This window comes from Bacillus sp. FSL L8-0199 (genome assembly GCF_038005705.1).
Taxonomy (GTDB): domain Bacteria; phylum Bacillota; class Bacilli; order Bacillales; family Bacillaceae_G; genus Bacillus_A; species Bacillus_A cereus.
The window spans coordinates 4,194,632-4,216,220 of record NZ_JBBOTS010000001.1; the positions used below are offsets into that span (position 1 = coordinate 4,194,632).

The window sequence follows — 21,589 nt, forward strand, 5'->3', positions numbered from 1 at the left end:
CCCCTAAATAGAATTCATCATTTGAAACATCGGCATAATCATCGCTAAATACATAAGGACAACGATTCCTCCAATACATGTAAATAAAATAGGCTGAATGATAACTAACATATGTTTAATTTTTCGTTCCATCTTTTCCATAATAAGATCGCTATAGTCACCTAATTCAATCCCTAAATTGCCATTTGCTTGTCCATGCGTAATAACATAAGAAAGTTCTTTCTCGTAATACCCACTTTTAGCAATGATAGATTGTAACTGTTCTCCTCCAATTAATTGTCTTTCAATCCGATTCGCTTCATATTGAAAGAACGGATGATATCTTTGCTCCATCATTATTGTTAAAGCTTCGCATACTGATAGTCCACCATTTAATAAACCACTCAACTGAGTAGCAAAATAATGTGAATGCTTTAAAATAAGAAGTGTTTTGATGAGAGGAATACGAAGCATGATTTTTACCTGTCTAATATGTGGAAGTTTCCTAAAATACAACATGTATAAACTACATCCAATAATAACAGTTAAAATAGCGGTTAAAATAATGTATGGTAGCAGTTTTATTGCACTTAAAATTTGTTCTGTAAGTAGTGGTGTATTAGAACCGAACGAACTATAAACCATTTCAACCTGAGGTAATAAAATGAGGTTAAAAATAAAAAGCATGATTAGTAGAAAAAACATCAAGAACATAGGATACTGCATTATTTTCATCATGTCTTTCCTATACTTATCTTTCTTATAAAGAAGTGCACTTCCTTGTTGCAAAGCAAAAGAAATATCACCATGTTGCTCGGCATAAAATAGATAACTTAACATGTCCTGATGAAACTTTAACTGATGAAAAGAATCGTGTAGACTTTTCCCATCTTTTAACCCCTCAATCATGCGCTGCAATTGTACTTTCTTTTCTACAGGTAATTGAAACTGTAAAAATTCTAATGCTTGTAAAAGAGAGTAGCCTTTTTCTAATAATTCTCCTAAACGTTTCAACAATACTACTTGATCACTTAAACTCCAAGTTTTCTTAAACATAAACATCTTCTTCTAAAAAACCTAAAGCATATCCTTTTCGTATTGACGATTCTAAAGTCTCATGTTTGTAAGTAACACATTCTCCATCTGCATCTTTAAGTGCTTGTTTTAACTCATGTCCATATAGTAGCTCATAAATGCTTGCTTGCCTTACTTGCCTCATTGATTTACATAAAGTTGAGCACTTTCCTCTGCAAAACGGACACTTCAATTCGACAAGTCGCTGTGCAGCTACAGCCAATAAAGACTGTTCAATCTCTTGCCTCGTTATACCATAATCCATGAAACGAATGATTGCTCCTTTCGCATCATTCGTATGCAGCGTTGTCATTACTAAATGTCCTGTCAAACTTGCTCTTATAGCTATTTTTGCTGTTTCCTCATCCCGGATTTCACCGACTAAAATAATATCTGGATCATGACGTAAAATAGCCTTTAATCCTGTTTCATATGTGAGACCCGCTTTTTCATTTATTTGAATTTGTAATACATCGTCACTTCTTTTTTCAACCGGATCTTCAAGTGTAATGATGCGATGTGTTTTCTTTTTTCTAATTACTTCTAATAATGCATACATTGTCGTCGTCTTCCCAGATCCAGTCGGTCCAGTAAACACGAGTAGCCCCTGTGAATATCGTAAAAACGAGAGTAGTTTTGCTGCCGTACTTGGAAATAGCGAAAGATGTGATAAGGGCTGAACAGATGCTTGTAAATGAAGGCGAATAACGAGACTTTCTTGATATACTGTTGGAAGTGTTGAAAGGCGTAAATACACTTCTTGTCCATCAATTTGCAAATACAACGAACCATTCTGTGGCTTCCGTTTCTCTCCTATGTCCATAGATGCTAAAAATTTGAAATGTGAGACAAGTTTTTCTCCAAACTCCTTTTCAATACACTGTCTCGTCATTAAATCTTTTCCTATACGTAGTTGCACTGCTACATCCTTCTGCCGGGGCACAATATGTAAATCTGACGCTTGTACCCTACACGCCTCTTTTAAAATTGTATTCGCAAAAATTTCAATCCCATTCATCACTTTTCCCTCCTCACTATGTATATAGCATGAAAACATGCACAATAAAAATTTGGACTTTTGTATTTTCAATAGAGGAAAAAGGAAAAATATGTTTGTGAAATTATGAACAATTTCCGAATTATTGTCTGAAATTACCTATACTCATGTTTATCTGTATTATAATGTTATTATCTTGGATAAAGTGATAAAGGTGGAGATCCTCATGGAACAAGCTTTAAAAATTACAGGTGTATTATCTGACCCAACTCGTTATTACATTTATAAATATATTTCGCAAAAACATAGTTACGTAACGGTACAAGAAATTGCAGATGAATTCGATATTCATCCAAACGTAGCGCGTTTACATTTATCTAAATTAGAAGATGTTCATATGCTAAAATCGGAAACGAAGAAAACTGGAAAAGGCGGAAGACCGAGCAGATTATATGTCTTATCTGAAGATGTTATCCAATTACAATTTCCATTCCGTGATTATCAATTATTAGCAAGAATCGCATTTAATTCTTTACTTAGCCTTGGCGCTGCTGGTGAGAAAGCGCTATACGAAACAGGAAAACAATTCGGAGCTGAATTAATGCAACAACATATGCAACGTTTAAATGTGAGTGAAGATGCTTTAACAGTGGAACAAAAAGTTCAAATTGCAAAAGAAGCTTTCTCAACAGCTGGCTTATCACCTGCATTTGAATTAAGTGCAGATGGAACAAAAATTTTCTATGATGTACACAATTGTCCATTTAAAGAAGTTGCTGTTCATCATCCAACTGAAATTTGTAACATGCACGGAGATATGATGAAAGGAATTTTTGAAATCCTATTCCCTAACATGGAATTAACTCGAAATGATAGTCTATTAGATGGATGTAAATCTTGTAATTATAAACTAACAATTTAATTTCTCATATAAAAAGAAGCCAATAATAATTGGCTTCTTTTTATATGAATGAATATTTACAATAGTAAGAAAAATAAACTATAATGAGGTGAGGTTTACTTTTTTTAGAAAAGGAGGGAGATGGCATGGAGCGCATGTTTCGCGTTCTCGGCTTTTGGACTGGAATTTTCTCGGTTATGTTTTACGTAGGGGATATGCAACAGACCGCACTACTATTTTTAGGACAAACAGGTTTCTTCGTACTTTTAAGCTATTTAAAATTAACAGAGCGTATGTATATATACGTATTTGGGGCATATTTAACTGTTTTCTTCATAGGATTTACATACTACACGACGTTTTTACTTGTCCCTGGGGCTGGACATTAAAAGATGGCATTTTGCCATCTTTTTTTAATTCCGGAATTTCCTAGTTGACTTATAAGTTTTATTGCCTTATATTCTATATAACAGATTGGAATTAGGGGGAATCAACATGAATACACTGCTTGTCGGAATTAACGTTGCAGTCATGCTCATTTTAGTTGGCGTATTATATTATATGCAACGTAAGCATGTATCTTTTAATAAACGTGTATTTACTGCTTTAGGAGTCGGAATTATATTCGGTCTTATATTACAATTTATTTATGAACCAACTTCTAAAGTAATTATTGAATCAAATACTTGGTTTGGCTTAATCGGTAACGGTTATGTGAAATTACTTCAAATGATCGTTATGCCACTTATTTTAGTATCTATTATTTCAGCCTTTACAAAATTACAGTTAACGAAAAACCTTGGTAAAATCAGTGGTCTTATTATCGGAATTTTAATTCTTACTACAGGAATCGCTGCAGCTGTCGGTATCGCTGCAAGTGCAGGATTTGATGTATCTGCAACAGGCTTGCAACAAGGTGATGCAGAATCTGCTCGTCTGAAACTAGTTGAAGAAAGATTTACTTCTATTGAAAAGACAACAATTCCAGATAAATTATTAGAGCTATTACCTACAAATCCGTTTCTTGATTTAACAGGCGCTCGTCCAACATCAACAATTTCTGTCGTAATATTTGCAGCCTTTATCGGCATTGCCTTTATAGGTGTAAAACGAAAATATCCAGAACAAGCAGAACTATTTAAGAAAATGCTTGATGCTGTATATGCAATCGTAATGCGTATGGTAACATTAATTTTACGCCTTACTCCATACGGCGTATTAGCTCTTATGGCAAAAACAGTTGCTGGTAGCGATATAAATGCTATTTTAAAACTTGGTAACTTCGTGTTAGCCTCTTACGTAGCACTTATCGTAATGTTTATCATTCACTTATTATTAATTGCATTGTCTGGTTTAAATCCAATTCAATATTTGAAAAAAGTGTTCCCTGTACTAACTTTTGCATTCACATCTCGCTCTAGTGCTGGTGCGATGCCATTAAATATTGAAGCTCAAAAAGAAAAGCTTGGTATTTCCGAAGGAATTGCAAACTTCGCAGCTTCATTTGGGGTATCTATCGGACAAAACGGTTGCGCAGGTATTTATCCAGCAATGCTTGCAATGATGGTCGCTCCAACTGTAGGAATTGATCCATTACAACCACAATTTATTTTAACTTTAATCGCTGTTATCGCTATTAGCTCATTCGGTGTTGCCGGAGTTGGTGGCGGCGCAACATTCGCAGCTTTAATCGTACTATCTACAATGAACTTACCAATCGGTATTGTTGCTCTAGTTATCTCGGTTGAGCCATTAATCGATATGGGGCGTACAGCTCTTAACGTAAGTGGTTCTATGACAGCAGGTCTTATTTCAAGTAAATGGCTTGGTGAATTAGATCAAGATACGTACAATCAAGATGATACAAAAACTGGTGAAATTGCTTCATAATGAAAAAAAGACGCTAACATACAATTGTTAGCGTCTTTTTTATTCCGTTCCCTCTTTATAGATTTTATCTTGAGAATTCTTACTCCAAGTATTCTTCTAGTTGCTCTTTTAACTCCTCCTCAATCTCATAACAAGATTCATCAACAAGTTCCCCTACTTTCTTACTCCCAAAAATGTTTGAATGAATTGACATTCCTAAAAAGATTCTTTCGCATTTCCAAATTGGAATATAGTGAAATTCAATCATCTCTTTTTCTTCATCTAATATAGCTATGGCAACTGATGAATAATAACCCACCTCAAAGGGATTCTCTTTTTCTCTTGCAAATCCCATATCTAATTCCATGTGTTTTTCTATGTATAAATGCGCATACTCTTTATGCAGTTTAAGTGATATTCGCTCTATTTCCTTCTCCATACATTGAATGTTCTCTTTTAACTCCAACGTAAACTCCTGTTCTTTATATTTCATTTTCGCCTCCTGAAACATAGAAAAAGAGAATATGATAACATATCCTCTTTCCTCAAATATATTTCATTATCTCACAGCCCGTCCTTTTCACAAATAACCATTTTGTTCGCACCATTTATGAAATTGTCCTACGTCTACTCCAACTAACACGATATCCTTTAGCTCTACATCAATGATTTGTTCTCCAATTACAATAGCAAACTGCGATGCTAATTTTGTCTCGTTTTTCTTTACAATTCCAATTCGGTTCCGATGCGGTCCATCTTTTATATATGCTTTTTGTCCTACAATATCAAAGTTCAAAATTCTCACCTCTTTTACTGCGCTCAAATTGGAAATACGATCTCCACCTCGGAAAATTTCCTTTCATTGCACTATTTCTCTATATATATGACGAAACAATAAAAGAGTCCTTCCTTCTTTACAATTATTTTTTCTTTGTTTCATTTTTGTGATTGAAACGTAAAGTTTATAATAAAATACACTTGGAAGCGCTTTCTATGTAATTTTTTATGTTATAATATATAAGTAGAACTTCGTAAAGAGGGTTAAAAAATGAATACAAAAATGATTAAAAAAGTAATTGAAGCATTAAAAGTATATGGCTTTCAGGATGTATCATTCTGTGACAAAACGAAGCAATTTTTATTTCATAACGAAACCGATATTATGAGCGGCTATGCAGAAATAACATATAGTAGTCAATTTGAAAAATTCAACGTACAAATTCATCCAATTGAAACGCATCACCAAGCAGAGTTACAAGAGATTGAAAGACATATACAAGCTTGTATAAGAAAAGTGGAATATTTAAACGCACTTCTTACCGGGCAGACAAAACTAGATGATAAAATTATTATTATGTAAAAAAAGAACGTGATCCAATCACGTTCTTTTTTCATTATACGTTCATCTTTTCCTTTAGTTGTAATCCTGTAACAGATTCTAATACATCCATCGATTCTCCAAATGTCATATCAAAAATTGTCTTGTCCTCTATGTATGGAAACTGTCTGAAACGCTTTTCTAACACCTTCACAGCATCTGATGTAAAGTTTGCACTATCAATGCCAAATTCTGTTTCAAGAAGAACGATCCAATCTAGCACATGAAAACCTAATCCATTGACGAATGAAATAAGTTTTTCTTCTGGATTTGAAGATAAGAATACTTGGCGTTCCATCTCACTAAAAAGTTCTTCTCCTAAGATTTCAGCTAACTCATCATCATGTTCACGTTCAACAAGTTCTTCGTAGCCGTAATCATCCACAAGCTCTTCTACTTCTTCACTATCCTGACAAAGCAATTGACTAAGAAGTGCCTCTTTCTTAAATTCACTATTTTGTACGACTTCTAAAAAGCTCGTTTCCCATCCATTTTCTAATTTCATATTATGTACTCCTTTATATACGTTTCTTATCATCACTGTACCCAAAAGATCACTTTTATAACCTTTTAGGTAGTTACTATTATTTCACATGATTCATAACATAAGATGCAAACTCAGCTACATCTCCTTCAAAAATATTTATTTCTGGCAAGTGATAGAACGTTGTTTGGAGCGGGTTTCCTGCATGATATACATATATCGTTTTCTCTAGTGCAATCGCCATTCCAAACTCTGTATGGCTCCCGTTTCCACCATCTAATATAAGTAAAAATACATCCGCTTCTTTTACAGCATTTCGTTCTGCCTGACCAATTTCTCTTAATCGTTCTTCATTCGCTGCTCTTTCGTTTTTGGTCCAATCATATGTATGGTGCCATCCTGCATGTTTCAGTTCATTTGCTACGGAATGTACAAGATGTTTATTTTGGAAACCTGAGGCGATATAAAAATTCATTTATATACACTCCTTCATTATGTATGGGGAAACTCCTTTTTAGCGTTATTTGTTATAGCTATAATAAAGAACAACTTCAAAAAAAATCCCCATCTTTAAAACTTATTTGCGTTTAAATGATGGGATGCTTCATGGTCTTCTTTTATTTTTTGTTTTTTATAACTTTCATCAGCTAACATTTCTAGTTCAGCTGTTATCTCTGACTTTTCAAGCTCTCTTTCTTGCGAAAATTTCCTTGAAATATAAACAATAACACTACCAACGTACAACACAAAGCATATAATAAGTGCAGTATTTTCATAGAGACTTAGCTCCAACACAGTCACTCCTAATCCATTCGTATTTTCACGCCTCATTAATTGGAATTTCCCTATTAACCCATTTGTTATCCCGCTATTTGAGGGCAGTAAGACTCCCTCCTCAAAATTCAGTAACAGTAAAAAAGTTAGATGTGGGATGAACCCAACTGATTAAAGTTTCACTTTATTGTAACATAAAAATATCAATTCTTGGAATCTTTCACCCTACTAAAAGAGGCATGATTGTTTCATCATGCCTCTGAAATATTTTGAATGATTGTTTTAATTGCTTCTTTTCCATTATATTTTTTTAGTGCTGTTTTATACTTTTCATTATTTTGATTCAATTCTTCGACATACTTTATAAGAGATTTTACAGTTACATCTTCTTCATATAATACGGAGGCATACCCTTGCCTTTCAAAGGACTCTGCATTTAATATTTGATCTCCACGGCTTGCAAATTTCGATAATGGAATTAAAACCATCGGCTTTTGTAATGTTAAAAATTCAAAAATTGCGTTGGAGCCCGCGCGTGAAATAACAAAATCTGTTACCGCTAATATGTCTGGCAGTTCTCCATGTACATATTCAAATTGTCTATATCCTTCTTTATTTTGTAAACTTTCGTCAAGGTTACCTTTTCCGCAAAGGTGAACAATTTGATATTTTTTAAGAAGTTCTGGTAATGCTTCTCGAGCCGTATCGTTAATTTTTTTCGCGCCCAAGCTGCCTCCCATAATCGTAATAACTGGCTTTTTACGTGAAAAACCTAAAAACGCTAAACCTTTTTCACGATTTCCCTTCAGCACTTCTTCACGTACAGGAGATCCCGTATATATTACTTTTTCTTTCGGTAAATGTTTCGCTGCTTCTTCAAACGTAACAAATATTTTCGAAGCAAAACGAAGCGCAATTTTATTTGCTAGTCCTGGTGTCATATCAGATTCATGTAATAAAACTGGTACTCTATTTAGCCATCCTCCAATTACGACTGGTACAGATACGAAACCGCCTTTTGAAAAAATCACATCTGGTTTTAGTTTTCGAATCCTTACATACGCATCCATAACACCCTTCATTACAAGAAAAGGATCTTTTATATTTTTCAAATCAAAATAACGACGTAGCTTTCCACTCGAAATACTATAGTAGGGAATGCCTTCCTTTTCTATAATCGTTTTCTCAATACCTTGATGAGAACCAATATAAGAGATATCCCAGTTGTCTTCCTGTAAATATGGGATAATGGCTAAATTAGGTGTTACATGTCCTGCCGAACCGCCACCTGTAAAGACTATTTTCTTCATACGTCTCCCCCTTCTAGACTATAATACACTAAAATATCTTGCCTCAGGGTGAGAAAATACCATAGCCGTTACGGACGCTTCTGGCTCCATCATGAATCCTTCTGTTAATGAAATACCTATTTCCTCTGGATGAATTAAGCGAAATAGCTTTTCTTGATCTGCAAGTTCTGGACACGCCGGATAACCAAATGACACTCTTATTCCTCTATATTTCGTACGGAAACGTTCTTCCATCGTCAGTTCCGGTGAGTCCGGAATGCCCCAGCGGTCACGAATGAGCATATGTGTTTTTTCAGCAAGTCCTTCCGCTAATTCAAGCGCTAACGATTGAATGGCATGACTACGTAGGTAATCACCTTTCGCCTTCCACTCTTCTGCAATGTCCCGAACTCCTTCCCCAACCGTAACAGATAAGAAAGCAACATAGTCCATCTCATCTCCTATTGGGCGCAAATAATCACCTAAAGTACGATAGGGAGCCTTTCCTTGTCTAGGGAATGTGAAACGCTCTATAACACGCGTATGATCTTCTGGATCATATATTACAATGTTTTGTCCGTCGCTTTGCGCTGGGAAAAATTGATACACTGCTTTCGGCTTTAACCAAGATTGTCCTTCCTGCAATAATTCATCTATTAAATCATTTAATTCATGTGCTCTCTTATCTCCCTCTTTCAAAAGCTTCTTCACATTTCCTTTTAATCCAAGGTGATGCCCAAGTAGCATTTGTCTATTTAAAAATGGAGCGAGATGAAGGGCCGGAATATCGCGTAATACAATTCGTTTTGTTGAATCAGGCACGATAACTTCAGCCTTCGGTAATGGCTCAATTACTGCTGGAATTTCTACTTTCTTCTCCTCTTTTTTTACGATATGAAGATGACGTTCTTTTTTATCCTGTTTCATCTTCTCACGCTCTTCTTCTTTTTGAAGCTTATTAATAATATCGAGCCCCGTCATCGCATCACTCGCATAACAAACGAGCCCTTTATATGATGGTGAAATCCGATTATCTGTAAACTTTCTCGTTAACGCTGCACCACCTACAACAATGGGAACATCAATATTTGCTGCTTTTAAATCTTCAGCAGTCGTTACCATTTGTTGCGCTGATTTTACTAATAAACCTGAAAGGCCTATAATATCCGGCTTCTTTTCTTGTACTTCTTGAACAATTCGATCCGAACGTACATTAATTCCTAAATTAATAATCTCATATCCGTTATTTGCTAAAATAATTTCAACGAGATTTTTCCCAATATCATGCACGTCACCTTTTACAGTTGCTAATAATACTTTCCCTTTTTTCGCACTATCACTAGATTCCATATGTGGCTCTAAATAGCTTACAGCAGCTTTCATACTTTCAGCACTTTGCAATACTTCAGCAACAATAAGTTCATTATTATTAAATAGTCGTCCTACCTCATCCATCCCTGTCATAAGCGGACCGTTAATAATATCAAGAGGTTTTCTTCCTTCTTCAAGTGCAAGACTTAAATCCTCGTGTAATCCTTGTTTCGTACCTTCTACAATATAATTTGCTAGTCTTTCATCAAGCGTTAACGTTTCTTGCACAACGATATCTTTCTTTTTAGCAACTCGGTAAAAGTTTGTAAATTCTTCTAACGTCTCTTTCGTCGTTTCAAACAGTAATGCATCTGCAAGGCGTTTTTCTTCCTCTGGAATCGACGCATAGCGTTCTAATTTTTCCGTATTCACAATCGCGTAATCTAACCCTGCTTTCGTAGCATGATATAAAAAGACTGAATTTAATACCTCACGTCCAGCCGGTGGTAAACCAAATGATATGTTACTTACCCCTAAAATCGTTAAACACTCTGGTAACGCTTCTTTAATAAGGCGAATTCCTTCTATAGTCGCTGCTGCTGAACCAATATATTCTTCATCACCTGTCCCTACCGGAAACACAAGTGCATCAAAAATAATATCTGACGGGCGTATCCCATACTTCTTTGTAAGTAATTCATAGCTTCTTTTCGCAATTTCTATCTTTCGCTCCGCACTAACCGCCATACCGTCTTCATCAATTGTTCCTACAACTATAGCAGCACCATACTTCTGAAGAAGCGGTGTCACTTTTTTAAATCGTTCTTCTCCATCTTCTAAATTAATTGAATTAATAACAGCTTTTCCTTGAATATAAGTAAGAGCTCGCTCCATCACATTTTCATCTGTTGAATCAATCATAATCGGTACTTTTAAAACTTTCGTAACTTCTGCTAAGAAGTTTTCCATATCTTCTATTTCATCGCGATCAGGATCTGCCATACAAATATCAATAATATGAGCATTTTTCTTCACTTGCGCTCTTGCCACTTCAGCAGCCTCTTCAAATTTCCCTTCTGCTACTAATCGTTTAAATTTACGTGACCCAATAACATTCGTTCTTTCACCTACAAATAACGGTCTCATAGACTCATCATATTGCAGTGCTTCTAATCCACTAATTCCATGTCCTTCTCTCTCATGATGGTCACGAGGCTTAAGAGATGCTAGCGCGGATTTCATTGCTTTTATATGTTCTGGTGTCGTGCCACAACAACCACCAATAATATTAACCCATCCTTCTTCAGCAAATCGCTTCACCTTTTCAGCAAGAGAAGATGGAGATTCATGGTAATGTCCATCTTCATCAGGAAGACCTGCATTTGGATAACAAGAAATGTAACACTCCGATAAATCAGATAGTGAACGAATATGGTCCCTCATAAACTCCGGACCAGTCGCACAGTTTAACCCAACAGATAATGGTTTCATATGTTCTACTGATAAATAAAAAGCTTCAATTGTTTGCCCAGCCAGAGTCGTTCCCATTGGCTCAATCGTACCTGAAATCATAATAGGAACCGTTTTTTTTAGTTCTTCAAAAGCGGCTTGAATTCCAATATAAGCTGCTTTCACGTTACGCATATCTTGACTCGTCTCAACGAGTAATACATCAACTTCTCCTTTTAATAATCCTCGTGCCTGCCTTGTATAAGCCTCAATCAATTCTTCAAAAGTCACACCACCAGTAACACTAATTGCTTTCGTTGTTGGTCCCATCGCTCCCGCAACATATACTTCCTTCCCGCTTTCTTTAACAGCTTGCTTCGCCAAAAGTGCTGCCTTTTCATTTAGTTCTTCATCTAAATGAGACAGCTCATAATCACTTAGTACAATATTCGTTGCCCCAAATGTATTTGTTTCAATAATATCCGCTCCAGCTTCAATATAAGCTTTATGAATCTTTAAAATAACGTCTGGTCTTGTTTCCACTAAATATTCATTACAGCCCTCGTACTCCTCTCCTCCGAAATCTTCAGCAGTTAAATCCTCTTGCTGAATCATTGTCCCCATTGCACCATCTAATATTAAAATGCTATTTTTCAATTTTTCTTCTATACACTTCATCAATTAATACCTTCTTTCACTTCTTGCTTTTCTCTTACATATTTAACAAGATGTTCTGTAATTTCATACTTTAAAAATGGTGTAATAAGATAAATACCATTAAAATATTTCATCGCCGCATCGATCAATTCTTGTGAAATGCGAATCCCTTCCTCAATTGCTGCCTCTTTCGTTTCATGTCCATCCATTCTCTCTCTTATTTCTTCAGGAAGAGTAATACCCGGCACCTCAAAATGAAGAAAATCTGCATTCCGCTTACTTACTAACGGCATAATTCCAATAAAAATAGGTTGTTCCAAATGCTTTGTCGCTTCATACACTTCTTCAATTAACTTGATATCGTAAATTGGCTGAGTTAAAAAATACTCCGCTCCAGCATCTATTTTTCGTTCCATTCGCTTAACCGCTGCTTTTAAGTGCCTCACGTGAGGATTAAATGCGCCGCCTACAGAAAACCTTGTCGCCGGTCCAATTGATTTCCCTAAAATTGAACGTCCATCGTTCATTTCTTTAATCATTTTAATAAGCTCAATAGAGGATAAATCATATACAGAAGTGGCACCGGGAAAATCACCAACGCGCGCTGGATCACCAGTTAAAGCTAACACTTCTTCCATCCCTAACGCCGATAAACCTAACAAATGAGATTGTAGTCCAATGACGTTATGATCTCTACACGTTAAATGCGTCAATACTGGGATATCATGCTTCGTTAATAACGCACCCATCGCCATATTAGAGACACGAGGCGATGCTAATGAATTATCTGCTAGAGTAATAGCATCTGCTCCCGCTCTTTTTAACGCTCTTGCTCCTTCAAAAAAACGCTGTGTATCTAACGTTTTCGGTGGATCTAATTCCACTACAACTGTCGTTTGTTTTTTTGCTTTCTCTGCTAGAGTGACGTGAGCCTTCGAACGTTTCTCATGCGTATGAACGACTTTTGGCCTTTGAATCGTTTCTTTTTCTATTACAGGGGTAATATTCGCAACAGCGCGCTTCATACTTTGAATATGTTCTGGAGTCGTACCACAACAGCCACCCAATAACCGAATACCTTGCTCAATAAATTTCGGTGTCATCGCTTCAAAATAAGCTGGGCTTCCCTCATATACGTAACGTCCCTCTACATAATTCGGGAGACCTGCATTTGGGTATGCTGATAAATAGCCATTTTGCGGAATCGATATCATTTTGAAAGCTTCCGTCATATGAAGCGGCCCCAGTTGACAATTCAATCCAACAACATTTGCACCGTAATCTATAAACTGCTTTAATATTTCATTGACATCATTTCCATTTTGAGTCGTACCTGCTTCATGTAACGCTAATTGCGCAACAATCGGAATATTCGTTTGCTTACGCAACACTTTAACAGCATGAAGCAATTCAAATTCATCATAAAAAGTTTCTAATAGTAATCCATCAACCTGTTCTTCTAGTAAAGCCCCCGCCTGTTCAAGTAACATAAACTCCCTTTCCATATCAGTCGTTGTAACAGCTCCGATATGTTTCATACCACCAATTGTTCCTAAAATTGCATTTTTATCTGTCACAGATGCTTTCGCCAATTTCACTGCCGCTCTATTAATTTTTGTAACTTGATTTTCTAAACCATACATACGTAATTTCGCCTCATTTGCTCCATACGTATTCGTTTGAATTACATCTGCTCCAGCAGCTACATATTGTTTATGAATGGATATAATTAGATCTGGATCAGATACGTTCAATTCTTCAAAGCTACTTTGCAAACCATGTGAATGCAATAACGTTCCAACTGCACCATCACCTATTACAATTCCTTTTGATAATAAATCTAGTAATTTCACGAATCTCCCTCATTTCTATCAATATAAAAACCCCCTCTTCACTTTGAAGAGGGGGACATAATTGTTCCTCCTCTTATTATGCAAAACATTCGTTTTGCAGGTATTAGCACCGTTTCAAACATTTCGTTTGAAGGTTGCCGGGTTTCACAGGGCCTTTCCCTCCACCGCTCTCAATAAGAGTTGTCTTTATTATTTTATTTATGTAGCTAAAAGGAAATGCGTTCCCCTTTTAACAATGTTTGTTAATTTTTTAATAAATTTAGCATGCACAAAAGTAAAAGTCAATGACACTTGCGGAAAAATAAAAATTATTTAAAATAAAGTTGCAATTCAATTATCTTTTATTGTAAAGTTAAAAACATAATAAAAATTTCATACGAACATTCTTATCTAGAGAGGTAGAGGGACTGGCCCTGTGACGCCTCAGCAACCATTAACATTTTGTTAATAAGGTGCTAATTCCAGCAAATTGTGAAAGATTTGACAGATGAGAAGAAGACTCTATTCAAACCGAAAGCCTTCTTCTTAGAAGGCTTTTTTTATTTTATATTCACTTAATGTTTCAATTTAAAAAGGAGGAATTTTCACATGTCAACAATCGAAACCAAACTAGCACAAATCGGAAATCGTAGTGAAACTACAACTGGAACGGTTAATCCACCAGTTTATTTCTCAACCGCTTATCGTCACGAAGGAATTGGTAAATCTACTGGCTTTGACTATTCACGAACTGGCAATCCAACTCGCGGTCTTTTAGAACAGGCGATTGCAGACTTAGAATATGGCGAACAAGGTTATGCCTGTAGTTCAGGGATGGCGGCTGTTCTCCTCGTCCTTTCTCTATTCCGCTCTGGAGACGAACTTATTGTATCTGAAGATTTATACGGGGGAACGTATCGATTATTTTCTGAGCATGAAAAAAAGTGGAATGTTCGATGTAGATACGTAAATACACAGTCTATTAAACAAATTGAGCAAGCTATCACAACTGAAACGAAGGCTATTTTCATAGAAACTCCAACTAATCCATTAATGCAAGTTACTGATATTGCTGCTGTCGCAACTGTAGCGAAAAGGCACGGACTACTTCTTATTGTAGACAACACATTCTACACACCTTATATACAGCAACCATTAACAGAAGGTGCTGACATTGTACTTCATAGCGCAACGAAATATTTAGGGGGACATAACGATGTACTAAGCGGGCTTGTCGTTGCAAAAGGAAAGGAACTTTGCGAGGAAATCGCTCATTATCATAATGCATCAGGTGCAGTTTTAAGCCCATTTGACTCATGGTTATTAATTCGCGGTATGAAAACGTTAGCGCTTCGCATGAGACAACATGAAGAAAATGCGAAAGCAGTTGTTGCGTATTTAAGCGATGAAGACGGGGTAACAGATGTATTTTATCCAGGAAGAGGCGGCATGATTTCATTCCGCCTTAAAGATGAAGCTTGGATTAATCCATTCTTACAATCTTTATCCTTAATTACATTTGCCGAAAGTCTTGGTGGTGTAGAAAGTTTAATGACTTATCCAGCAACGCAAACACATGCTGATATTCCTGAAGAAATTAGAACAGCAAACGGCGTATGCAATCGTCTTCTTCGATTCTCAGTTGGCATTGAAAATAGTAACGATTTAATTCAAGACTTAAAGCAAGCCATTAAACTCGTAAAAGAAGGTGTAAGAATATGAGCTATTCTATAGATACACTCTTACTACACAACCAATATAAACATGACTCGCAAACAGGCGCTGTGAACGTTCCTATTTATAACACATCAACTTTTCACCAGTTTGATGTAGATACGTTCGGAAAATATGACTATAGCAGGTCAGGAAATCCAACTCGTGAAGCTCTTGAAGATATCATTGCTTTATTAGAAGGCGGAACAAAAGGATTCGCCTTTGCATCAGGCATTGCAGCGATTTCCACTGCATTCCTCCTTCTTTCACAAGGTGATCACGTACTCATTTCAGAAGATGTGTACGGAGGCACTTACCGAGTGATAACTGAGGTACTCTCCCGTTACGGTGTTTCACATACATTTGTTGATATGACCAATTTAGAAGAAATAAAACAAAACATGAAACCAAATACAAAGCTCTTTTATGTAGAAACACCTTCTAATCCACTTTTAAAAGTGACAGATATTCGCGAGGTTTCTAAACTCGCAAAATCTATTGGCGCTCTTACTTTTGTTGATAATACATTTTTGACACCACTATTCCAAAAACCACTTGAACTTGGAGCTGATGTCGTTCTTCATAGTGCTACAAAATTTATTGCTGGTCATAGTGATGTTACTGCCGGATTAGCAGTAGTAAAGGATGCAGAACTCGCTCAAAAGCTTGGATTTTTACAAAATGCATTCGGTGCTATTTTAGGACCTCAAGATTGTTCTCTCGTACTTCGCGGTCTAAAAACATTGCATGTACGCCTCGAGCATTCAGCTAAAAATGCGAATAAAATTGCACATTATTTACAAGAGCATGCTAAAGTACAAAATGTCTATTATCCGGGATTACAAACACATCTCGGATTTGATATTCAACAATCTCAAGCAACATCAGCTGGAGCGGTCTTATCGTTTACTTTGCAGTCAGAAGATGCACTCCGCCAATTTTTATCAAAAGTAAGATTACCAGTTTTTGCAGTTAGTTTAGGAGCTGTAGAGTCAATTCTTTCTTATCCAGCAAAAATGTCACATGCAGCACTGTCGCAAGAAGCTCGTGATGAAAGAGGAATCTCTAATTCATTACTTCGGTTATCAGTCGGTCTTGAAAATGTTAACGATTTAATATCCGATTTTGAAAATGCCCTTTCTTATGTAGAAGAACCTGTAAATGCATAGAGAAAAAGAAGATATGAGATTAGGTTTTCATATCTTCTTTTTCTGCGTTTTAGTTATATTCATTTGAATTTCTTCTTTTCTTATAGTCCATAAAAAAATAAAAGTATATCATCTATTTCTAAATAATGGATTAATTGATATATTAAGAAATAAAAAGGGGTGAAAATAATGGATACTTGTTCAGATATTTTAATCGTTATCGATTTACAAAATGGCGTATGTTATAGCGAGGAGCATTTATTTGATTTACAGAACTTACTAACAAAAGTAAATAAAAGAATTTATTCATACAGAAAATTAAATAAACCAATCCTTTTTGTTCAACATTGTGATGATGATTTAGTACCCGAGAAAGAACTTTGGGCTATTCATACCGATCTAGATGTTCAAGAACAAGATTTTTTTGTAAGAAAAACACATGCAAATTCATTTTATAAAACAAACTTAAAAGAAATTTTAGATCGATTATCTGTAAATTGCATTGAATTTTGTGGCGCCCAAACAGAGTACTGTATGGATGCTACGATTAAGTTTGCCCACGGACTAGGATACGAAAACTTTATGGTACAGAAAACAACCTCTACGTTGAATAATCCTTTTATGTCCGCAAAAGAGACAATTGATTTTTATGAGAACATATGGAATCACAGATTTTTAACGTTGCTAAAAGATGAATTTTAGAATAAATGACTAATGAATTGATCATCCTAAGATTTATCAGCCGTAATCAAATATTTCATTATCACCATAAAGAAGCGAATTACATTCAGCTTCTTTTCTTTTAACCTGTTTTATATTCTATATATATCATTATAATTCCTTTGTCATATTATTTTAAAAATTTCGTATATTCATTTGAAAGAATAAGAAAATCATGATAAAATTGTGTTACAAATATATCTATATCTTTCAATTTTTAAAACGCATCGAAATTTTCACCCAAAAATGTCATTTTACAAAAACATGCTAATTTACCTATTTTATTTACATCAGGGTCTCTTTTCTTACAATTTCTTTACTTTAGGACTTTTTTTCTGCAACAACTATTTTCTTTTCTTTAAATTTTTGGTATGTATAGTATGGTATAATAGCTCACACGGAGGTGGAAAAGAACATGTTAGAAACCTTTCAAAAAGAATTAGAACTATATGAAAGTAATGCAGAATTATTAAAAGTGCTAGCTCATCCTGTTCGTTTATGTATCGTAAAAGGATTAATCGAGCGCGGTCCAAGCAACGTTTCTACAATGTATACTGGCTTAAACATGCCACAATCTACAATTTCACAGCATTTAGCAAAATTAAAAAGCGCTAAAATCGTTTCTAGTGAAAGAAAAGGATTAGAAATTTATTACAAAGTAGAGAATGAAACAATCATTCAACTCGTTCGCGTATTATTAGGTTAGGGACTAATAATCGAAGAAAAAGAACGTATTCTATATTTTTCATCTCATATCTTTAATATAAATATATATCATGAGAGGAAATATATAATACTACATAAGTCGTATTAAAAAACAAGACACAGTATATACTGTGTCTTGTTTTTTATATTGTTACATACCGATCCAAATGTAAATGTTGCATATCTTTTGTATGTATAACAACATCAAATGCACTCCCTACTCCTCCATTCAAAATCATAGAACGAACAGCTCGATTTTGTTTTTGCGTTTCAGAAAAAGGATTCGTATCTTGATGGCTCGTAAGCTGTTCTAATATCCCTGCAGCTAACAAGAACTCAGATTGTTTCTTATGCCATACTGCATTCATTCCTTGCATACTAAACATCTCCTTTAGCTCGTCCCAATGAATATGAGTAGTAAGATCCATTTCACCTGGATGCGCTAGTGGGTTACGTATTAGCTTATGCTGATAATACCCTCGCAAACTTCCTTCACGGTGTGCTGGATGCATCCATTCTTCTTTTGTGTATCCGTAATCAACTGTAATACATATACCTTTTTGAAACCATTTCGCAATTTCTTTTATATACTCCTCCATCACAATTGGTACTTCAAAACGTTGCCCTTCAGCAATATGAATATTATATTTCAATAAATAGCGACCAATTCTTTTATCTAACGGCCTACATACTTCTGAAAGGCTTCCTTCCTCTGTATATGTAATACGTACTTCATACAACATACCATTTCTTTTCTCAATTATTTCAACAGGAAATGCATCAAACAACTCATTCGAAAAAAGAATTCCCTCGAAAGAATCTCCCATTTCACTATAGGAGGTATAGTACGATACATTAGAAAATGAGCCAAGGTGCTCCTGCTGTAATTTTCTATGAAAGGGGCTCACTTCAATCATTGAATAGTTTAAATCAATAAAGGTTTTTGGAGATAATTGCTTCCATTCTTGTAAAACATCATAGGCAAACTTCCCTGTTCCTCCGCCAATTTCACAAATATTCGGAGCAACTTCACCATTTTCAACAAGACGAATAAAAAGTTTAGCAAAAGTTTTTGCAAACACAGAGGATACGTTGCTACTTGTAAAAAAATCCCCTTGTCTTCCAATCTTTTCACGTTCTTTCATATAATATCCATGACCTTCTGTATACAATACAAGGTTCATATACGTACTATATGAAATTGAATAATCCTTTTCTTTCCCCATCCATTCTCTTAAAATGAGCTCCATTCCCATAATGACTCCTTATTGTAAAAACGGATTATTTTCTTTTTCAAAGCCAATGCTTGTTTCTGGACCATGTCCACATAAAACCGCTGTTTCATCTGGTAATACAAATAATTTCTCTTCAATACTTCCAATTAATTCAGCGAAACTTCCACCAGGTAAATCTGTTCTTCCAATGCTCATTTGGAACAATACATCTCCTGAGAATACAGCATTCGCCTCTTTACTATAATAAGAAATACTTCCTGGAGAATGTCCTGGTGTCTCAAAAATTTCAAAATTAAATGATCCAATTGTTAATGTACCTTCTGCATCAATAATATGATCCGCTGGTTTTGCTGTAATACTGCGGTTCATCATAAAAATTTGAGAGCCGTTTACAGTTGCATCTCCTAACCAATCTGCTTCTTCTTTATGTACGTACACAGGAATATGAAAAGTGTCTCTTACCGCATCAACAGCACCGATATGATCAAAGTGAGCATGTGTTAATAAAACAGCTAATGGTTTTAATTGTTCTTCTTGTACATATGTAACGAGCTTTTCACCTTCATGACCAGGGTCAAAGATAATGCACTCTTTTTGATCGTTCATTAAAATATAAGCATTTGTTTGTAATGGGCCTAACGGCATTTGTATCCATTTCATATGAAAATCTCCTCCAGTTATTAAACTTACTTTTAATGATACAACATTTCTTTCTCTGAGGAAAAGAAAGGATGCTATCTCGACAATCATTTTTAAAACATGTACAATATAAAAGAGTAAATATTCCAAAAACTCATAATAAGAAATGGGTAGACAGAGGAGGATATTGTATGGGCCTTGTTATTATTTTTACACTTGTCACTCTGTTAGCTGTATTTGCTACGCTTAGAACACTTCGTGAAAAAAACTTTTTCGCGAGCGGCTTTGCAATTGCAACTGTACTCGTTTTCGGATGGTTTACGATCATGACTGTTCTATATAACGGGTATCCACCAGCAGCTTAATTCGTTTACACTTTATTCTTCATCGAGATTTCACACAAAAAAGAGGAAGGGTTCCCCCCTTCCTCTTTTCATATTTCACAACTTATATCATCTTCGCTTCGTATTTGTGCTTTTTTACAAGCCAAGCTCCTCCGATAACACCTGCATCATTACCAAGTGTTGCAATAGCTAACTTCGTGCTCTTTACAGCACGTGAGAAAGCATATTGCTCGAAATAGCGTTGAATTGGTTCTAATAGCGCATCTCCAGCTTTAGACACGCCTCCACCAATAACAATTTTCTCTGGGTTCAATGTACTAGAAAGGTTCGCTACAGCTAATCCTAAATAAGAAGCTACTTTTTCTACTACTTCACCTGCTAATTCATCACCTTGTCCAAGTGCTTCAAAGACATCTTTTGATGTAATACGTCCTTCTTCAGCTAACATAGAACGCAACATGCTCTCTTTATTAGTCTCTTGTATTTTTTGCATAGCAACACGTACAATACCTGTCGCAGATGCTACTGTTTCTAAGCAACCAGACTTTCCGCAATTACATGGGAAAGCATTTTCTGTAACGACTGTAATATGTCCAATCTCACCAGCAGCACCACTCACGCCGTGTACAATCTCACCATTGGCGATTACACCACCACCAACGCCCGTACCAAGTGTCATACAGATTAAATCTTTTGCACCTTCACCAGCACCTTTCCACATTTCACCAAGCGCTGCTAAGTTTGCATCATTATCAATAACAACAGGTAATCCTGTTTCTACTTCTAATAAATCTTTTAGCGGATAGTTTTTCCACCCTAAATTAACCGCTTCATAAATCATTCCAGACGCCACATGTACAGGACCAGGAGCTCCCATACCAATACCAATTAACTTGCTCTTCAATTCGCCTAATTCTTCTAGCTTTTTATCAATTGCTTTCGCAACATCAAGTGTAATATGTTTTCCTTGCTCACCTGTATTCGTAGGGATTTCCCACTTATGTAAAATTTCACCGTATACATTAATAAATGCTAATTTAATCGTTGTACCACCAAGGTCAACACCAACTAACCATTTCTCTTCCATGTTG

Annotated in this window: 22 protein-coding genes and 2 riboswitches; of the genes, 9 read left to right on the forward strand and 13 right to left on the reverse strand. The window is 35.6% G+C overall.

What is annotated here, in order from left to right:
- Positions 1 to 3 precede the first annotated feature (3 nt).
- Positions 4 to 1,035: a competence type IV pilus assembly protein ComGB gene (gene comGB / locus NST86_RS21545; protein WP_033694213.1), complete on the reverse strand. Its 1,032-nt coding sequence runs from the start codon at positions 1,033 to 1,035 to the stop codon at positions 4 to 6.
- On the reverse strand, positions 1,028 to 2,071 hold the full coding sequence (gene comGA, locus NST86_RS21550; protein ID WP_061663163.1) for a competence type IV pilus ATPase ComGA: 1,044 nt from the start codon (positions 2,069 to 2,071) through the stop codon (positions 1,028 to 1,030). Before comGA ends, comGB begins: the two co-directional genes overlap by 8 nt.
- 205 nt (positions 2,072 to 2,276) lie before the next feature.
- Here comGA and NST86_RS21555 point away from each other — a divergent pair, with 205 nt between their 5' ends.
- The 3 genes from NST86_RS21555 (at position 2,277) to NST86_RS21565 (ending at position 4,841) form a co-directional block, all read left to right on the forward strand.
- Positions 2,277 to 2,972, forward strand: a complete 696-nt coding sequence (locus tag NST86_RS21555; protein WP_000434125.1) for a helix-turn-helix transcriptional regulator — start codon at positions 2,277 to 2,279, stop codon at positions 2,970 to 2,972.
- 125 nt (positions 2,973 to 3,097) lie between these two features.
- Complete coding sequence (locus NST86_RS21560; protein WP_000440721.1) at positions 3,098 to 3,340, forward strand: DUF2626 domain-containing protein; 243 nt, start codon at positions 3,098 to 3,100, stop codon at positions 3,338 to 3,340.
- A gap of 106 nt (positions 3,341 to 3,446) precedes the next feature.
- Positions 3,447 to 4,841: an L-cystine transporter gene (locus NST86_RS21565; RefSeq protein WP_001094336.1), complete on the forward strand. Its 1,395-nt coding sequence runs from the start codon at positions 3,447 to 3,449 to the stop codon at positions 4,839 to 4,841.
- Positions 4,842 to 4,920: 79 nt separating this feature from the next.
- Here the strand turns inward: NST86_RS21565 and NST86_RS21570 are convergent, their stop codons facing one another.
- Both NST86_RS21570 and NST86_RS21575 read right to left on the reverse strand, forming a co-directional pair.
- Positions 4,921 to 5,313 carry a hypothetical protein gene (locus tag NST86_RS21570; RefSeq protein ID WP_016118627.1) on the reverse strand — a complete coding sequence of 131 codons (393 nt, stop codon included), beginning with the start codon at positions 5,311 to 5,313 and terminating at the stop codon, positions 4,921 to 4,923.
- 87 nt (positions 5,314 to 5,400) lie between these two features.
- Positions 5,401 to 5,616, reverse strand: coding sequence for a DUF3912 family protein (locus NST86_RS21575; RefSeq protein WP_001008326.1), 216 nt, complete (start codon positions 5,614 to 5,616; stop codon positions 5,401 to 5,403).
- Between the two features lie 252 nt (positions 5,617 to 5,868).
- Here NST86_RS21575 and NST86_RS21580 point away from each other — a divergent pair, with 252 nt between their 5' ends.
- On the forward strand, positions 5,869 to 6,180 hold the full coding sequence (locus NST86_RS21580; RefSeq protein WP_001093237.1) for a hypothetical protein: 312 nt from the start codon (positions 5,869 to 5,871) through the stop codon (positions 6,178 to 6,180).
- Between the two features lie 34 nt (positions 6,181 to 6,214).
- Here NST86_RS21580 and NST86_RS21585 read toward each other — a convergent pair whose 3' ends face one another.
- The 6 genes from NST86_RS21585 to NST86_RS21610 all read right to left on the reverse strand — a co-directional run bounded on the left by NST86_RS21585 (position 6,215) and on the right by NST86_RS21610 (position 14,015).
- The gene (locus tag NST86_RS21585) at positions 6,215 to 6,703 is read right to left on the reverse strand and encodes a hypothetical protein (protein WP_000764267.1); all 489 of its coding nucleotides are present in this window, start codon (positions 6,701 to 6,703) and stop codon (positions 6,215 to 6,217) included.
- Positions 6,704 to 6,782: 79 nt separating this feature from the next.
- Positions 6,783 to 7,157, reverse strand: coding sequence for a nucleoside 2-deoxyribosyltransferase (locus NST86_RS21590; RefSeq protein WP_016118628.1), 375 nt, complete (start codon positions 7,155 to 7,157; stop codon positions 6,783 to 6,785).
- 95 nt (positions 7,158 to 7,252) lie between these two features.
- Entirely contained in the window at positions 7,253 to 7,513 is a 261-nt protein-coding gene (locus NST86_RS21595) for a DUF3966 domain-containing protein (protein WP_001250699.1), read from the reverse strand.
- A 194-nt stretch (positions 7,514 to 7,707) separates the two neighbouring features.
- Positions 7,708 to 8,766: an undecaprenyldiphospho-muramoylpentapeptide beta-N-acetylglucosaminyltransferase gene (gene murG / locus NST86_RS21600; protein WP_000724777.1), complete on the reverse strand. Its 1,059-nt coding sequence runs from the start codon at positions 8,764 to 8,766 to the stop codon at positions 7,708 to 7,710.
- 18 nt (positions 8,767 to 8,784) lie between these two features.
- The gene (gene metH / locus NST86_RS21605; RefSeq protein ID WP_016118629.1) at positions 8,785 to 12,183 is read right to left on the reverse strand and encodes a methionine synthase; all 3,399 of its coding nucleotides are present in this window, start codon (positions 12,181 to 12,183) and stop codon (positions 8,785 to 8,787) included.
- On the reverse strand, positions 12,183 to 14,015 hold the full coding sequence (locus NST86_RS21610) for a bifunctional homocysteine S-methyltransferase/methylenetetrahydrofolate reductase (protein ID WP_016118630.1): 1,833 nt from the start codon (positions 14,013 to 14,015) through the stop codon (positions 12,183 to 12,185). The genes metH and NST86_RS21610 overlap by 1 nt, the downstream gene beginning before the upstream one ends.
- Before the next feature lie 70 nt (positions 14,016 to 14,085).
- A riboswitch (SAM riboswitch) is annotated at positions 14,086 to 14,195 on the reverse strand.
- A 203-nt stretch (positions 14,196 to 14,398) separates the two neighbouring features.
- Positions 14,399 to 14,509: riboswitch (SAM riboswitch) on the forward strand.
- A 94-nt stretch (positions 14,510 to 14,603) separates the two neighbouring features.
- On the opposite strand from NST86_RS21610, the gene metI reads away from it, so the two are divergent.
- The 4 genes from metI to NST86_RS21630 all read left to right on the forward strand — a co-directional run bounded on the left by metI (position 14,604) and on the right by NST86_RS21630 (position 18,281).
- Entirely contained in the window at positions 14,604 to 15,716 is a 1,113-nt protein-coding gene (gene metI, locus NST86_RS21615) for a cystathionine gamma-synthase/O-acetylhomoserine thiolyase (RefSeq protein WP_000103892.1), read from the forward strand.
- Positions 15,713 to 16,876 carry a cystathionine beta-lyase gene (gene metC / locus NST86_RS21620; protein WP_044795895.1) on the forward strand — a complete coding sequence of 388 codons (1,164 nt, stop codon included), beginning with the start codon at positions 15,713 to 15,715 and terminating at the stop codon, positions 16,874 to 16,876. Before metI ends, metC begins: the two co-directional genes overlap by 4 nt.
- Before the next feature lie 168 nt (positions 16,877 to 17,044).
- Entirely contained in the window at positions 17,045 to 17,557 is a 513-nt protein-coding gene (locus tag NST86_RS21625; protein ID WP_000379179.1) for a cysteine hydrolase family protein, read from the forward strand.
- Positions 17,558 to 17,990: 433 nt separating this feature from the next.
- A complete protein-coding gene (locus tag NST86_RS21630; RefSeq protein ID WP_000894377.1) occupies positions 17,991 to 18,281 on the forward strand; it encodes an ArsR/SmtB family transcription factor in 291 nt (96 codons plus the stop codon).
- A gap of 142 nt (positions 18,282 to 18,423) precedes the next feature.
- Here NST86_RS21630 and NST86_RS21635 read toward each other — a convergent pair whose 3' ends face one another.
- Both NST86_RS21635 and NST86_RS21640 read right to left on the reverse strand, forming a co-directional pair.
- Entirely contained in the window at positions 18,424 to 19,536 is a 1,113-nt protein-coding gene (locus NST86_RS21635; protein ID WP_000525141.1) for a class I SAM-dependent methyltransferase, read from the reverse strand.
- Positions 19,537 to 19,545: 9 nt separating this feature from the next.
- The gene (locus tag NST86_RS21640; RefSeq protein WP_000871238.1) at positions 19,546 to 20,175 is read right to left on the reverse strand and encodes an MBL fold metallo-hydrolase; all 630 of its coding nucleotides are present in this window, start codon (positions 20,173 to 20,175) and stop codon (positions 19,546 to 19,548) included.
- A 170-nt stretch (positions 20,176 to 20,345) separates the two neighbouring features.
- Between NST86_RS21640 and NST86_RS21645 the strand changes: the two genes are divergently transcribed.
- Complete coding sequence (locus NST86_RS21645; protein WP_000524852.1) at positions 20,346 to 20,519, forward strand: DUF2759 domain-containing protein; 174 nt, start codon at positions 20,346 to 20,348, stop codon at positions 20,517 to 20,519.
- A gap of 82 nt (positions 20,520 to 20,601) precedes the next feature.
- On the opposite strand, the gene glcK is transcribed toward NST86_RS21645, so the two are convergent.
- Complete coding sequence (gene glcK, locus NST86_RS21650) at positions 20,602 to 21,585, reverse strand: glucokinase (protein WP_000391701.1); 984 nt, start codon at positions 21,583 to 21,585, stop codon at positions 20,602 to 20,604.
- Positions 21,586 to 21,589: the final 4 nt, after the last annotated feature.

Bases quoted from the DNA above. Each gene is read 5' to 3' on its own strand.
- comGB (WP_033694213.1), bottom strand. From the start codon at position 1,035: ATGTTTAAGAAAACTTGGAGTTTAAGTGATCAAGTAGTATTGTTGAAA.
- comGA (WP_061663163.1), bottom strand. From the start codon at position 2,071: ATGAATGGGATTGAAATTTTTGCGAATACAATTTTAAAAGAGGCGTGT.
- NST86_RS21555 (WP_000434125.1), top strand. From the start codon at position 2,277: ATGGAACAAGCTTTAAAAATTACAGGTGTATTATCTGACCCAACTCGT.
- NST86_RS21560 (WP_000440721.1), top strand. From the start codon at position 3,098: ATGGAGCGCATGTTTCGCGTTCTCGGCTTTTGGACTGGAATTTTCTCG.
- NST86_RS21565 (WP_001094336.1), top strand. From the start codon at position 3,447: ATGAATACACTGCTTGTCGGAATTAACGTTGCAGTCATGCTCATTTTA.
- NST86_RS21570 (WP_016118627.1), bottom strand. From the start codon at position 5,313: ATGAAATATAAAGAACAGGAGTTTACGTTGGAGTTAAAAGAGAACATT.
- NST86_RS21580 (WP_001093237.1), top strand. From the start codon at position 5,869: ATGAATACAAAAATGATTAAAAAAGTAATTGAAGCATTAAAAGTATAT.
- NST86_RS21585 (WP_000764267.1), bottom strand. From the start codon at position 6,703: ATGAAATTAGAAAATGGATGGGAAACGAGCTTTTTAGAAGTCGTACAA.
- NST86_RS21590 (WP_016118628.1), bottom strand. From the start codon at position 7,157: ATGAATTTTTATATCGCCTCAGGTTTCCAAAATAAACATCTTGTACAT.
- NST86_RS21595 (WP_001250699.1), bottom strand. From the start codon at position 7,513: ATGAGGCGTGAAAATACGAATGGATTAGGAGTGACTGTGTTGGAGCTA.
- murG (WP_000724777.1), bottom strand. From the start codon at position 8,766: ATGAAGAAAATAGTCTTTACAGGTGGCGGTTCGGCAGGACATGTAACA.
- metH (WP_016118629.1), bottom strand. From the start codon at position 12,183: ATGAAGTGTATAGAAGAAAAATTGAAAAATAGCATTTTAATATTAGAT.
- metI (WP_000103892.1), top strand. From the start codon at position 14,604: ATGTCAACAATCGAAACCAAACTAGCACAAATCGGAAATCGTAGTGAA.
- metC (WP_044795895.1), top strand. From the start codon at position 15,713: ATGAGCTATTCTATAGATACACTCTTACTACACAACCAATATAAACAT.
- NST86_RS21625 (WP_000379179.1), top strand. From the start codon at position 17,045: ATGGATACTTGTTCAGATATTTTAATCGTTATCGATTTACAAAATGGC.
- NST86_RS21630 (WP_000894377.1), top strand. From the start codon at position 17,991: ATGTTAGAAACCTTTCAAAAAGAATTAGAACTATATGAAAGTAATGCA.
- NST86_RS21635 (WP_000525141.1), bottom strand. From the start codon at position 19,536: ATGGGAATGGAGCTCATTTTAAGAGAATGGATGGGGAAAGAAAAGGAT.
- NST86_RS21640 (WP_000871238.1), bottom strand. From the start codon at position 20,175: ATGAAATGGATACAAATGCCGTTAGGCCCATTACAAACAAATGCTTAT.
- NST86_RS21645 (WP_000524852.1), top strand. From the start codon at position 20,346: ATGGGCCTTGTTATTATTTTTACACTTGTCACTCTGTTAGCTGTATTT.
- glcK (WP_000391701.1), bottom strand. From the start codon at position 21,585: ATGGAAGAGAAATGGTTAGTTGGTGTTGACCTTGGTGGTACAACGATT.